This window comes from Actinoallomurus sp. NBC_01490 (genome assembly GCF_036227085.1).
Classification (GTDB): Bacteria; Actinomycetota; Actinomycetes; order Streptosporangiales; family Streptosporangiaceae; genus Actinoallomurus; species Actinoallomurus oryzae.
Genome location: NZ_CP109433.1, coordinates 3,130,345 through 3,143,123, shown reverse-complemented (window position 1 = coordinate 3,143,123; position 12,779 = coordinate 3,130,345). Strand labels below are relative to the sequence as shown.

Below are 12,779 nucleotides of genomic sequence, written 5' to 3'. Positions count from 1 at the left end.
CCCTCGCGGTGCGTCAGCGCGGGGCCCGCGGCAGGCCGAGGCCGATCATGGCGATGATCTCTCGCTGTACTTCGTTGACCCCGCCGCCGAAGGTCAGCACGAGGCCGCCCTTGACCCCGTGGTCGACGCGGTCGATCAGCTCGCGCGTCTCCTCGTCGCCGGGGTCGCCGTACCGCGCGAGGATCTCGCCCACGACGCGCCCGGCGTCCTGCATGCGCTCCGAACCGTAGATCTTGGTCGCGGAGGCGTCCGCCGCGCCGAGCCAGCCGAGGTCCATGCCGGCGGCGACCTGCCAGTTGAGCAGTTCGTTGACGCGCAGGAACGCGTGCACCCGCGCCACCGCGCGCCGGACCGCCGGCTCCTCGATCAGCGGCCGCCCGTCGCGGCCGGTCTTCGTACGGGCCCAGCGGACGAACCGGTCGTAGGTGTGGCCGAGGTTTCCCGCCGGGCCGAGGGTGACGCGTTCGTGGTTGAGCTGGTTGACGATGAGGTCCCAGCCGCGGTTCTCCTCGCCGACGAGCAGGTCGGCCGGCACGCGGACGTCCTGGTAGTAGGTGGCGTTGGTGTGGTGACGGCCGTCCATCGTGACGATCGGCGTCCAGGAGAAGCCCGGGTCGGCGCAGTCGACGATGAGCATCGAGATGCCCTTGTGCCGGGCCGCTTCCGGGTCGGTGCGCGCGGCCAGCCAGATGAAGTCGGCGTGGTGCGCGCCCGAGGTGAAGATCTTCTGGCCGTTCACGACGTAGTGGTCGCCGTCGCGGACCGCCGTGGTGCGCAGCGCGGCCAGGTCGGTGCCGGCGCCGGGCTCGCTGTAGCCGATCGCGAAGTGGCACTCCCCCGCGAGGATGCGAGGCAGGAACCGTTTCTTCTGCTGCTCGGTGCCGTACTGCACGAGCGTCGGCGCGACGGTGTTGAGCGTGATGATCGGGTACGGCACCTCGGCGCGGGCGATCTCGTTGGCGAAGATCTGCTGCTCGACCGGGCCGAAGCCGCGCCCGCCGTACTCCTCCGGCAGCGCGATGCCGAGCATGCCGTCGCGGCCGAGCCGGCGGCAGTGCTCCATGTACGCCGGGCCGAACGGATCTTCGGCGATCCGCTCGCGGTCCTCGGCGGTGAGGCAGTCGCGGAAGTAGCCGCGCAGGTCGTCGCGGAGGGCCCGCTGCTCGGCGGTCAGGTCGATGAACATCAGGCCACCAGAGCTCCGATCGTGTCGAGCTGGGCCTCCGCGCCGCCGAGCAGGTGGGCGTAGTGCTTGCCCCAGGCGAAGTGGCGGTGCAGGGGGTAGGTGACGTCGAGGCCGAGGCCCCCGTGCAGGTGCTGGCAGGTGTAGAGGGCCTGGAGCGCGCCCTCGCAGGCCGCCCAGGCGGCGACCGCGAGCACCTCGGCGGCGTCGTCGTGGCCCTCGGCGAGCCGCCAGACCCCGGCCCACATGGCCACGTCGAGCGCCCGCTTGGCGATGTAGACGTCGCCGATCTGCATCGTGACGGCCTGGAACTCCGCCAGCGGGCGGCCGAACTGCTCGCGCGTCCTGACGTGCGCGGTGGTGAGGTCGAGCGCGGCGGCGAGCGCGCCGGAGGCGGTGGCGACCGCCCCGGCCGTGGCGTGCCCGAGCAGCGTCTCGTACGCCCCGGCGCCGAGCAGGGCGCCGGCGCTCACCCGTACGCCGTCCAGGTCGAGCCGCGCCATGGGCTCGCCGGTCGCCGCGGGCTGGGGGGTCAGTGCGGCCCGGTCCGGCTCGACGGCGAAGACGCCCACGCCGCCGTCGCCGATGCGCGCCGGGACGAGGACGCAGGCCGCCTGCCCGGCGTACGGCACGAAGGTCTTGACGCCCTGCAGGACGTACGTGTCGCCGTCGCGGGTCGCGGTCGCGCCGGGCGTGGCGGCGGGTGCCGGGGCGAGGCCGGAGCCCGGCTCGCGTACCGCCGCGGTGAGCACCAGCTCGCCGTCGGCCAGCGCGGTGAGCCTTTGACGGAGGTCTCCGGTGCCGTGGCGGGCGATCGTGAGAGCGGCCGTCAGCGAGGCGTACGCGGGCACGGGCGCCGCGCGCGCCCCGATCTCGCGCAGGATCACCGCCAGCTCGACCGTGCCGAGCCCGGAGCCGCCGAGGTCCTCGGGCAGGCAGGCGCCGAGCACGCCGGCCTTGGCGAGCGCCGCCCAGAGCCGCGCGTCGTACGGGTCGGCGGAGCGCTCGTGCTCGTCGATCCGCGCCGGGGTCGCCTCCCGGTCGAGCAGGCCGGACACCAGACTCCGCAGCTCCTGGGCGTTCTCGTCGAGATCGAAGTCCATGATCCCCTCTCGCGGCCGGGGGCAGCGCGCCTGGGATGCAAACTAGAACGGATTCTAGTCCGTGTCCACTGCCGAGAGACGAGCGCGATCCCGCCACGACACAGCGGGATTCGTTGAGGGCGGGGCGACCCGCGGGACCGTCGCGACGGAATAACGTGTTCTCGCGGCATGTACCCTTGTGCGAAGAAAGCGCGGACCGGAGGCCGCGCTCCCGACCGATGGGTGGCGACGTGACCGCAGAACCCGCGGCGGCCGGTCACCTGACAGGTCGTTCCCGCAGCCAGCACCAGCGCCGAAAGCGCATCCTCCAGGCCGCGGCCGCGCTAGCGTCGCGCGGAGGCGTGGAGGCCATGCAGATGCGCACGGTCGCCGAGCGCGCCGGAGTGGCCCTGGGCACGCTCTACCGCTACTTCCCCTCGAAGATGGACCTCGTGGTGGCGGTCGTCAACGAGGAGATCGACACCCTGGAGGCGAGCCTCGATCGCCGGCCGCCGAGCTCGGGCACGCCGGCCGGCAGGGCCGTGGAGGCGCTGATGCGCGCGACGCGCGGGCTGATGCGCGAACCCGAGCTCGCGGACGCCCTCATCCGCTCGCTGCTGCTGTCGGACGTCAAGACGGATCTCGGCGACCGGATGGCGGCCATGCTCGCGCGCGCCGCCGACGAGGCGCCGCCCGGCGAGGAACGTCACATCCTGCTGCGCTCGCTCTCCAGCGTCTGGGTCATGGAGATGATCGAGCTGCTCCGTGGCCGTACCGGCAACGAGCAGATCCAGGCACGCCTGGAGATCGCCGCCGAGCGCCTGCTCGACGGCGACTGATTCTGGGAAGTACCCGCTCCCTTAGGCGGGAACGCCCGCGGCACGCAGGTCGCGGTACAGCCCGGACCGCATGAACTGCAGGAACAGGCGGGTGAGAAGGGCCTGGAGCAGCATCACCAGGGCCTTCGCGAGGATGGTCGAGACGATGTCGGGCACGGGGAAAACCTAACGTCATCAGGGATGCTTTCGACATGAGTATGCCTTCTTGTCCGGTTTCAGGAAAACCCTGGGGGTTACGAGAAGGTGAACATCTGCCCAGGTCAATCGGTACGCCCCCCGGTCGATCCCTGGCGACACAGCGGACACTGACGTCACGCGGGGCCGCCGCTGATCGCCCCCGACGTGCTTCGGTACGCCGCCGCTCAGCGGTGGGGCGTGAGGGCGGGGGGCAGGCCGTCCTTGAGGGCCTCGTGCAGGCTGTCCGTCAGGTCGTCCTTCAGCTCCTCCACGAGGCGGGCGGCCTGGGCGGCACCCGGGACGTACGCCACGATCGTGCCGCCCGGCAACCGGGTCACCAGCACCGCGCCCAGGGCGAAGCCGCCCGCGCAGCCCAGCGCGATCAGCCAGCCGTGCGGCAGGAGCGGCCGGCTGCCGAAGAAATGGCTCAGCACCGGCACCTGCACGATGATCCCCAGAGCGGCCAGCGAGGCCAGGCCCGAGGCCAGGACCAACGGGTCGCGTCCGCCGGCGGCGATCGTCTGGGCCAGCTGGGTGCCGACCAGGGCCACCAGGCCGGTCGTGTCCGCCTGCTCCCGGGTGCCGCTCATCCTCGCCAGGGTCCAGGCGGTCACGGCGGCGCCGGCCGTGGCGCACGCGCGTACGGCGATGTCGCGGGTCAGTGCGGTGCCGAGCGAGCGGTCCGGGCCCTCCTGGAGCAGTTCCTCCCGGGTGACGCCGGAGGGCGGGCGGGCCGCCAGCGCGACGGCCGGGAGCATGTCGGTGAGCAGGTTCACGAGCAGGAGCTGGCGGACGTTCAGCGGGCTGCTGCCGCTGACCAGGCCGGTGAGCACGGTGAAGGTGATCTCGCCGATGTTGCCGCCGAGCAGCACGGCGAGCGCGTCGCGGGTCGAGCGCCACATCGCCCGGCAGTCGGCGATCGCGTCGGTGATCGTCTCGATCCGGTCGTCGGTCACCACGACGTCGGCGGTCTCCCGGGCGGCGGGAGTGGCACGCTCGCCGAGGGCGATCCCGACGTCCGCCAGGCGGATCGCCGGTGCGTCGTTGGCGCCGTCTCCGGTGACCGCGACCACCCGGCCCGCCGTGCGCAGCGCCTGCACGACGCGCGCCTTCTGGTTGGGGCTCACCCGGGCGAACACCGAGACCCCGGCCAGCGCCTCCCCGAGCTTCTCCTCGGGCAGGGCGTCGAGGTCCGCGCCGGTCATGATCTTTCCGTTGAGGAGGTTCAACTCGGCGGCGATCGCCTCCGCCGTGGTCGGGTGGTCTCCGGTGATCATGACGATGTCGACGCCCGCCTTGCGGAGGCGGCCCACGGCCTCGGCCGCGGTCGGGCGCACCGGGTCGGCGATGCAGACCAGGCCGAGCAGGCACAGCCGGTCGATGCGCGACTCGGTCAGGTCCCGCCGCCCGGACGCCTTCCGCTCGCCCACCGCGAGCACGCGGTAGCCCAGGCGCGCCAGCCGGTCCACCTCCTGCTCGACCTTCTCGCGTGCCTTCTCGTCGAACGGGACGGTCTCGTCGCCACGCGACCACCGGTCGCAGCGGTCCAGGACGATCTCCGGCGCGCCCTTGACGCTCAGCAGCTGCCCGTCCGGCGTACGGCCGAGCACCGCGTGGTAGCCGCGGCCCGGCTCGAACGGCAGCTCGGCGACGCGCTTCCAGGAGCCGAGCCCCTCGAAGTCGTTCATGTCCAGATCACGGGCGGCGCGGATGATCGCCTGGTCGGTGGGGTGGGGCATCTTGCGGCCGGCCTGCTCGGGGCTGGCGCGGAGCGCGGCGGCGACGATGACCCGGCGCTGCGGTGACAGGTCCTTGGCCGGAGAGGTCGACTCGCCGTCGGAGATGAGCCGCAGCCGCAGGCGTCCCATGGTCAGCGTGCCCGTCTTGTCGAAGCACAGGACGTCGATCCGGCCCAGGGCCTCGATCGTCGCCGGGTTGCGTACGAGGGCGCCCCGCTGGGACATGCGGCGCGCCGTCGCCAGCTCCGCGGCGGTGGCGACGAAGGGCAGGCCTTCGGGGACGGCGGCGACGGCGAGGCTGACCGCCGGGCCGAGCGCCTGGGCGAGCGAGCGGCCCCGCAGCAGGTCCGACAGGAACAGGCCGGCGCCCGCGCCCAGTGCCACCGGCAGCGTCACCGCGGTGAGGGACTGCAGGCGCGCCTCGACGCCCCCGGGGCGGTGCTCACCGGCGAGCCGGGTCGCGCGGCCGATCTCGGTCCGCTCCCCCGTCGCGACGACGACCGCCGTGGCCTCCCCCGCCGCGATGACCGTGCCCTCGTACAGCATGGAGGTGCGATCCGCGACGGACCCGGCCATGCTCGGGCGGGCGGTCTTGGTGACGAGCTGCGACTCTCCGGTCAGGCTGGACTCATCCACCTCCAGCCCCTTCGCGGCCAGCAGCCGCGCGTCGGCCGGCACGGCGTCGCCGGCGCTCAACATGATCACGTCGCCGGGGACGAGCTGGTCCGCGGTCGCCCTGACGTCGGTCTCGACCTCCTCCGGGCGCCGCAGCCGTACCCGCACCGCGCTCAGGTCCACGAGCCGGCGCAGGGCCCGGTCCGCGCCGACGCGCTGGATGCCCGACATCAGCGCGTTGACGCCCAGGACCGTGCCGATCAGAGCCGCGTCGGTGATCGACCCGACGACCGCGGAGACTCCCGCGCCGGCCGCGAGCGCGGGGGTCAGCGGGTTGTCCAGCTCCTCGACCGTGACCCGGGCGAGGCCGGGGGCCCGCGGAGTGCCGTCCTGCGCGGACACCCGCCGGCGCTCGGCCTCGGACGCGGTGATCCCGGATGAGGACGAGTCGAGGCGGTTCAGCACGGCCTGGGCGGGCCAGGCGTGCCAGGGCGTACGGTCGACCGGCACGAGGGCGGGCCGCCGGCCGACCGTGAGCCCCGCCCAGGTGCCGGTCGCGAGCGCCGACAGCGCCGCGGTGTCGATGGCGAGCTGCGCCCGCCGGGCGGCGTTCCGCGGAGTGCCGGTGGCGGCGAGCAGCGCGCCGGCCACCGAGCCGACCTCGGCGATCCGGGCCGAGCGCGAACTGGCCTCACGTGCGGGCACCAGCGCCTCGATCACCGGGTACGCCTTGCCCAGGCCGGGGCCGCACAGGATGTGCGCGCCCCAGGGCGGGTGCCCGTTCGCACCCAGGAGCCCGACGCCGACGTCGGCGGCGGCGAGCGCCGCCCCGCCGCGCGACGACAGCAGCAGGACCGTACGGCCGTCCTCCTGGAGCCGCCGCACGGACGCCAGGAGACGGCTGCCGCCCGGCACCGCCTGCTCGACCGGGAGCCGCCGTCGCGTCCCGGCGGCGACGCCGGCGACCGCCACGGGACAGGCACGCCGCGCCGCCGCGATCAACGGCTCGGCGAGCGGGTCCAGCTCCACCACGACGGAGACCAGCGCGACCGGATCGATCTCGTGGGTCATCAGCAGTACGGTCGCGCCGCCCTTGCGCAGCACTTCCGCCTGCTCCCTGGCCTCGTACGGCAGGCCGCGCGCGGAGGGGCGCAGCGGCGCGACCGCCCACGGGCCGTCCTCGTGCCGGTCGCTCAGCCGGTGCACGTCCACGAGGGAGTGGGCGCGCTCGTACGCCGTCTCCGGCGCGACGTGCTCGGTGATGAGGACCACGTCCTCGATGACCAGGTCGCCGGTCCGCAGCGCGGACGCGTCGATGACGATCTGGTCCACGCGGTCGAGCCGGCGCAGGACCTCCGGCGTCACCACGACCACGTCCCGGCGGGCCGCCGCCCTGCCGACCTGGACGGCGAAGGCGTCGCGGCCGAGCCGGGCGGCCTTCGGCACGCCCGCCGCGAGCACGCCCTGGGCCCGGTCGGCGTCGCGGCTGAACGCGTACGTGCCGGTGGCCGTCACGATCGCGGCCGGGATGGTCCAGGCGGCGTGCTCCACCGCGCCGTACGGCAGCGGGACGGGCCGCGGCGGCACGTCGAGCGGGGCGCACTGGAAGACGCCGGGGGTCGGTGCGATGTGGTGGCAGCGCCGGTTCCACGCTTCCGCGTGCGCGCGCATCTCGGCGATGCGCATGAGCCGGTGCACGGAGTTGATGACGGGGCCGGAGGGCTGGAACGCCAGCACGTGACTGACGATGACGCCGGCGCCGAGGAGCGCGTCGGAGGCCGGACGGCCGACCCGCCGCTCCAGCCCGTGCCGCACCTGCGGGGACGCGTCGGCCATCGCCAGCAGCGTCGCGATCCCCGGGGGTAGCGGCGTGGCCCGCAACATCCGGCCGACCACGGCGGCACCGCCCCCGGCGAGGTACGCGCCGGCGAGAGCGGCCTCGCGCAGGACCGTCTGCCGGCTCGGGTGGGCGAGACGGGAGAACGGCTCCCCGGAGGCTCCGTGCGCCGCCTCCACGGCCTCCACGACGTCGAGGAGAGCGTCGAGCGGCGTCTCCTCGTCGTGCAGGACGAAGACGAAGCCGAGCGGTGCGTTCACCTCGGCGCGCGCCACTCCGGCGACGCTCATCAGCCGGTCGACGAGCGACCGCGAAACCCCCTCGGTGCCCGGTTTGTGCACGCCGCGCACCCGGATGCGCGTCCGGCCCGGCGCGGTGTGCACCTGGCGCCGGTTCACGGCCCCGGTCACCGCTCGCAGTGTGGCGCCGGGCAGGCCGGTGGCGTCGCCGAGAAGTCGTCGCAGTGGCATGGTCGTCTTCCTGGTCACGTGCTGGTGGCGTGCTGGTGGCGTGCGTCAGCGGCCCCACGCCGGCGCGGCTCGCGGCGGGCGGGGTTCCGCGGAGCGGTGAGTGTCAGGTACGCGAGGTGGAGCGCCGCGCGCGCCCGCGTAGGGCCTCCATGCCACGGCCGGTTCTGCGCGCGACCATGGTGCCGATGCCGATCGCCGCGGCGACCGGCCAGTCGATGGCGCCGAGAACCGCCGCGATGCCCAGGCCGCCGTAGAACGCCAGGCGCTCGGGCGGTGGAAGGTACCCGGCGACGAGCCTCCCGGCGTCGCCCACGTACGACATCCCGGGAGTGGGCACGTGCACGGTCTTCATGTGCGGGGTGAGCACCGGCACCGAGACGTCCATCCCGGCGGTCTCGGCGGAGGGACGCTCGGCGGGCCGCCGCGCCGTGGCGGTCGCGCCGCCGCCGGCCCGGGCGGCCGAGGTCCCGCGCGTACGGGTCCTGGAGGTCTTCGACATGGAGGTCCTGGTCCGGGTGGTCGTGCCGCCCCGGCCGGAACGGCCCGCGGCGGACGTTCTCGTGCTCCTGGCCGTCGTCGTGCTCTTCGTACCGCCGCCCGAGGTCCTGCTGCTCGCGCTCCTGCTGGTCGCGGTGCGGCTCGTCGTGGTCTTGCCGGCCGCGGTCCTGCCACGGGATGTCCTGGCGCCGGCTCCCCCGCCGCCGGAGGCCCTCGCGGCCGAGGTCTTGCTTCCCGCGGAGGTGCTCCGCGGCGCGGTCTTCTCTTTGGTCGCTCGCCCGGCTTCCGCCATACCAGCACATCCCCCCTCACGTGCCCGGACACGATGTCCGGTTAAGTCCAGGTTGTTTCCGTGAGCGGGTGCGGCCATGCCTCCGGCCGCGTTTCCAGACCGACCTTTTCCCTGGTCACGGCGGCGTGATGGAGAGCGCCGGAGGCGGCCACGTGTCACCGGTGGTGAGGATCACGAGACTCCCCGGCTCCGCTATCCGGCGTTTCCGCGAGTACGGCCCGCACAGGCGGCGGGTAGGCATACGGGCGGACCGACACAGGTAGGGAGGGATACGAGATGGCGCGCCAGGAGCCCGGGTACGAGCCCGACTACCGATTCTCCCTGGCCAACGAGCGCACTCTCCTGTCGTGGATCCAGACCGCCTTCGGCCTGCTCGCGCTCGGCGTGCCGCTCGCCGGCGGCATCCGCGGCGTACGGCTGCCGCCCTGGCACCACGAGATCGGCCTGGGCGCGATCGTGCTGAGCGTGCTGATCGTGCCCGCGGCGTACCGCAACTGGCGGCGCGTCCAGCTCGCCATGCGTCTCGGCATCCATCTTCCCCGGGACCCGCTGCCGGCGCTGCTCGCCTCCGGGGTGGCCGTACTGCTGGCGACGACGCTGCTCAGCATGGCGATGAAATGAGCTCCGGACTCCAGCCGCAGCGTACGGAGCTGGCCTGGCTGCGGACGACGCTGTCGGCCTGGGCGGTGACGGCCATCACGGCGCGGGTGGCCCTCCCGGTGGGGATGTTCGCGGTCGCGGGACCGGTGGTGGTCTCACTGGTCGCGTACGCGCGACGGAGGCGGCTCAAGGAGAAGGAACCGCCGCCCGCGTTGGGTCCGGCGGAGGCGGCGGCGGTGGCGGCGGCGTGCGTCCTCGTCGCGCTGACGGCCGCGCTGCTGTTGTGATCGAACTGTGATCAACAGTCGGGGCAGAGGAAACAGGCCCAGACGACCTTGCCGTGGCTCGACAGCGGCGCCCAGTTCCATGAGTGGCTGAACGCCTCGACCAGGTGCAGGCCACGGCCGCTCTGGGCCACCCAGTCGGGCTCCCTGCGCACCGGGATCTGGTCGCAGGGATCGGTGACGGCGCAGGTCAGCCGGCCGCCGGTGTGCAACAGGCTCAGCCGTATCGGGGTGTCGCCGTGCCGCTCGCCCGCGTATCCGGCGGCGTAGCGCAGCGCGTTGGTGACGAGCTCGGACACGACGAGGCGCACGTCGTCGTACATGCCGGTGAGGCCCCATGACTGGAGCACCGCGCGCGCGAAGTCACGGGCCTCCTTGACCGACTCGGCGACGGCGGCGAGCCCGACGGACATGGTCTGCGGAGCGGGGCGGATCTCGAGAGGACGGTGTTCGTGCCAGCGATCAGCCTGGGTGATCGTGGACAACCACTCTGGCGCCTCGTCGACCGCCTTTCCTGCTCTTTCGCCTGTCATCCAGCGCGCTCCGTGTGCTGTCATCCGCGATCCCCTGGCGATCAGTGATCGGCGTGTCCCGCGCGCTATCCTGCTCGACATGCCTTGCAGATGCAAGGCCCGATGCACGTGCAAATGCCCGTGCGCACTCTGACACCGAACCGAAGGGAGTGGCACACTGTGCGCTGACCGATGCTCATGGAGGTAGGGGTGGAAACAGCGCAGCCCGCCGGAGGACCGACCGTTCTTCGCCGGCTCCTCGGTGCCCAGCTGCGCCGGTTGCGTGAGCGCCAAGGCATTACGCGCGAAGAGGCCGGATACGCCATCCGCGCCTCCGGCTCCAAGATGAGCCGCCTGGAGCTGGGCCGGGTCGGCTTCAAGGAGCGTGACGTCGCGGACCTGCTCACCTTGTACGGCGTCACCGACGAGACCGACCGCGAAAGCCTGCTCGCGCTGGCCCGGGACGCCAACAGTCCTGGCTGGTGGCACAGGTACGGCGACGTCCTGCCGGGCTGGTTCGAGACGTACGTCGGCCTGGAAGAGGCGGCGGCGCTCGTCCGCACCTACGAAGTCCAGTTCATCCCGGGTCTGCTGCAAACCGAGGAGTACGCCCGCGCGGTGATCTCGCTGGGCAACTCCACCGCACCCCCGGAGGAGATCGAGCAAAGGGTCAGCCTGCGTATAACACGTCAGAAACTACTCACGCGGGGGGAATCCCCCCGACTGTGGGCTGTCGTGGACGAGGCGGCCTTGCGCCGTCCGATCGGGGGACGGGATGTGATGCGCGGCCAGATCGAGCGGCTGATCGAGGCCACCAAGCTGCCGGGCGTCATTCTCCAGGTACTGCCGTTCCGGGTCGGCGGGCACACCGCCGAGGCCGGGGCCTTCTCCATCCTGCGTTTCCCCGAGTCGGACCTGCCGGACGTGGTCTACGTCGAACAACTGACCAGCGCCCTTTACCTGGACAGGCGTGATGACGTCGACAGCTACATGGAGGCCATGGAACGCCTCTGTGTGGTCAGCGCGCCTCCGGACGAGACCGCCGAGATCCTCAGCAGGATTCTCCAGGAGACATGAATGCAGTACCCCGCCTACAACGGCGTTCCCTCCACCGATATACCCGACGTGAGGTGGCAAAAGAGTCATCGGAGTAACTCGCAGGGCAACTGCGTCGAGCTGGCGAAGCTACCGGACGGCAGCGTCGCGGTGCGCAACTCCCGCCACCCGGCCGGCCCCGCTCTCGTCTACACGAAGGCGGAGATCCGGGCGCTCATCCAGGGCGCCAAGGCCGGCGACTTCGACAGTCTGCTCGTCTGACCCCGGCGATGTTAGAACCTGTTACCTCTAACACCTCCATGCCAGTGCGGTTTCTGACGGCCTTCCACTAGAACAGGTTATTGTTTCTCTCCCCGGTTCTAGTGGGAGGCCGTATGAGTCACCCCGTCATCGTCTCCGCCGTCCGCACCCCCATCGGCCGCCGCCGCGGCCACCTGGCCGGGCTGAAGCCCCAGGCCGTACTCGCCCACACGCAACGGGCGCTGATCACCCGCTCCGGAATCGACGCGGCCGATGTCGGCCAGGTCTTCGCCGGCTGCGTCACCCAGGCCGGCGAGCAGGGCGGCCACGTCGGCCGGCACGCCTGGCTCTACGCCGGCCTCGACCATCGCACCGGCGTCACCACGGTCGACGCCCAGTGCGGCTCCAGCCAGCAGGCGGTGCACCTCGCCGCGGCGCTCGTGCACGCGGACGTGGTGGACACCGCGATCGGCTGCGGCGTCGAGATGATGAGCCGCGCGCCGCTCGGCAGCAACGTCCTGCCCGCCGACCCGCGCCCCGACGACTGGTCGATCGACCTGCCCGACCAGTTCACCGCGGCCGAGCGCGTCGCCGCGCGCCGCGGCCTGACCCGCGCCGACCTCGACGCGTTCGGCGTACGCTCCCAGCGGCTCGCCGCCAAGGCCTGGGCCGACGGGCGGTTCGAGCGGGAGATCGCGCCGATCGACGCGCCGGTGCTCGACGGCGAGGGCGCCCCGACCGGCGAGACCCGCACGGTCACCACCGACGAGGGCCTGCGCGAGACCACTCTCGAGGGGCTGTCGGCGCTCCGCCCGGTGCTGGAGGAGGGCCTGCACACGGCCGGCACCTCGTCGCAGATCTCCGATGGCGCCGCCGCCGTGCTGGTGATGTCGGAACAGGCCGCACGCGCGCGAGGGCTGCGTCCGCGCGCCCGCATCCGCGCACAGGCGCTCGTCGGCGCGGACCCGTACTTCCATCTGGACGGCCCGGTGGAGTCCACGGCGCGGGTACTGAGGGCGGCCGGGATGACGATGGCCGACGTGGACCTGTTCGAGGTGAACGAGGCGTTCGCCTCGATCGTGCTGTCGTGGGCGTCGGTGCACGAGCCGGACCTCGACCGGGTCAACGTCAACGGCGGCGCCATCGCCCTCGGCCACCCGGTGGGCGCGACCGGAGCACGCCTCATCACGACCGCGCTGCACGAGCTCGAACGCCGCGACGCGGCGACCGCACTGGTGACCATGTGCGCGGGCGGCGCCCTGTCCACCGCCACCATCCTCGAACGCCTCTGACGCCGTACGGCTCCGGCCGCGGGCGGCTCCGGTCACAGGCGGCTCCCGCCGCGGGCGGCTCCG

At 73.0% G+C, this 12,779-nt stretch carries 13 protein-coding genes; 7 read left to right on the top strand and 6 right to left on the bottom strand.

Translation table 11 applies throughout. The annotated features are described in order from the left end of the window. Window positions 1–13 precede the first annotated feature (13 nt). Together OG417_RS15120 and OG417_RS15115 are read right to left on the bottom strand one after the other, a co-directional pair. Window positions 14–1,186, bottom strand: coding sequence for an acyl-CoA dehydrogenase family protein (locus tag OG417_RS15120; RefSeq protein WP_329255848.1), 1,173 nt, complete (start codon window positions 1,184–1,186; stop codon window positions 14–16). Further along, window positions 1,186–2,286, bottom strand: a complete 1,101-nt coding sequence (locus OG417_RS15115; RefSeq protein WP_329255846.1) for an acyl-CoA dehydrogenase family protein — start codon at window positions 2,284–2,286, stop codon at window positions 1,186–1,188. Before OG417_RS15115 ends, OG417_RS15120 begins: the two co-directional genes overlap by 1 nt. 218 nt (window positions 2,287–2,504) lie before the next feature. Between OG417_RS15115 and OG417_RS15110 the strand changes: the two genes are divergently transcribed. Further along, window positions 2,505–3,104 (top strand): TetR family transcriptional regulator, encoded by a 600-nt coding sequence (locus OG417_RS15110; protein ID WP_442875688.1) that lies wholly within the window; start codon window positions 2,505–2,507, stop codon window positions 3,102–3,104. 21 nt (window positions 3,105–3,125) lie between these two features. On the opposite strand, the gene OG417_RS15105 is transcribed toward OG417_RS15110, so the two are convergent. From OG417_RS15105 to OG417_RS15095, 3 genes are all read right to left on the bottom strand, one after another. Further along, window positions 3,126–3,260: a hypothetical protein gene (locus tag OG417_RS15105; RefSeq protein ID WP_329255842.1), complete on the bottom strand. Its 135-nt coding sequence runs from the start codon at window positions 3,258–3,260 to the stop codon at window positions 3,126–3,128. Between the two features lie 206 nt (window positions 3,261–3,466). After that, on the bottom strand, window positions 3,467–7,942 hold the full coding sequence (locus tag OG417_RS15100) for a cation-translocating P-type ATPase (protein WP_329255839.1): 4,476 nt from the start codon (window positions 7,940–7,942) through the stop codon (window positions 3,467–3,469). A 103-nt stretch (window positions 7,943–8,045) separates the two neighbouring features. Beyond that, window positions 8,046–8,315 carry a hypothetical protein gene (locus OG417_RS15095; protein WP_329255837.1) on the bottom strand — a complete coding sequence of 90 codons (270 nt, stop codon included), beginning with the start codon at window positions 8,313–8,315 and terminating at the stop codon, window positions 8,046–8,048. Here OG417_RS15095 and OG417_RS15090 point away from each other — a divergent pair. The 3 genes from OG417_RS15090 to OG417_RS15080 all read left to right on the top strand — a co-directional run bounded on the left by OG417_RS15090 (window position 8,302) and on the right by OG417_RS15080 (window position 9,619). Then, the gene (locus tag OG417_RS15090; protein ID WP_329255835.1) at window positions 8,302–8,796 is read left to right on the top strand and encodes a hypothetical protein; all 495 of its coding nucleotides are present in this window, start codon (window positions 8,302–8,304) and stop codon (window positions 8,794–8,796) included. The two genes, OG417_RS15095 and OG417_RS15090, sit on opposite strands and share 14 nt — an antisense overlap. A 212-nt stretch (window positions 8,797–9,008) precedes the next feature. Then, window positions 9,009–9,353 (top strand): YidH family protein, encoded by a 345-nt coding sequence (locus OG417_RS15085; RefSeq protein WP_329255833.1) that lies wholly within the window; start codon window positions 9,009–9,011, stop codon window positions 9,351–9,353. Continuing rightward, window positions 9,350–9,619, top strand: coding sequence for a DUF202 domain-containing protein (locus OG417_RS15080; protein ID WP_329255831.1), 270 nt, complete (start codon window positions 9,350–9,352; stop codon window positions 9,617–9,619). The genes OG417_RS15085 and OG417_RS15080 overlap by 4 nt, the downstream gene beginning before the upstream one ends. An 11-nt stretch (window positions 9,620–9,630) precedes the next feature. Here OG417_RS15080 and OG417_RS15075 read toward each other — a convergent pair whose 3' ends face one another. Further along, window positions 9,631–10,149 carry an ATP-binding protein gene (locus tag OG417_RS15075; RefSeq protein WP_329255829.1) on the bottom strand — a complete coding sequence of 173 codons (519 nt, stop codon included), beginning with the start codon at window positions 10,147–10,149 and terminating at the stop codon, window positions 9,631–9,633. A 189-nt stretch (window positions 10,150–10,338) separates the two neighbouring features. Here OG417_RS15075 and OG417_RS15070 point away from each other — a divergent pair, with 189 nt between their 5' ends. From OG417_RS15070 to OG417_RS15060, 3 genes are all read left to right on the top strand, one after another. Then, window positions 10,339–11,205 (top strand): helix-turn-helix domain-containing protein, encoded by an 867-nt coding sequence (locus tag OG417_RS15070; RefSeq protein WP_329255827.1) that lies wholly within the window; start codon window positions 10,339–10,341, stop codon window positions 11,203–11,205. Then, on the top strand, window positions 11,206–11,445 hold the full coding sequence (locus tag OG417_RS15065; protein WP_329255825.1) for a DUF397 domain-containing protein: 240 nt from the start codon (window positions 11,206–11,208) through the stop codon (window positions 11,443–11,445). It begins immediately after the preceding gene. A gap of 113 nt (window positions 11,446–11,558) precedes the next feature. Further along, window positions 11,559–12,716 (top strand): steroid 3-ketoacyl-CoA thiolase, encoded by a 1,158-nt coding sequence (locus OG417_RS15060; RefSeq protein ID WP_329255823.1) that lies wholly within the window; start codon window positions 11,559–11,561, stop codon window positions 12,714–12,716. Window positions 12,717–12,779 lie beyond the last annotated feature (63 nt).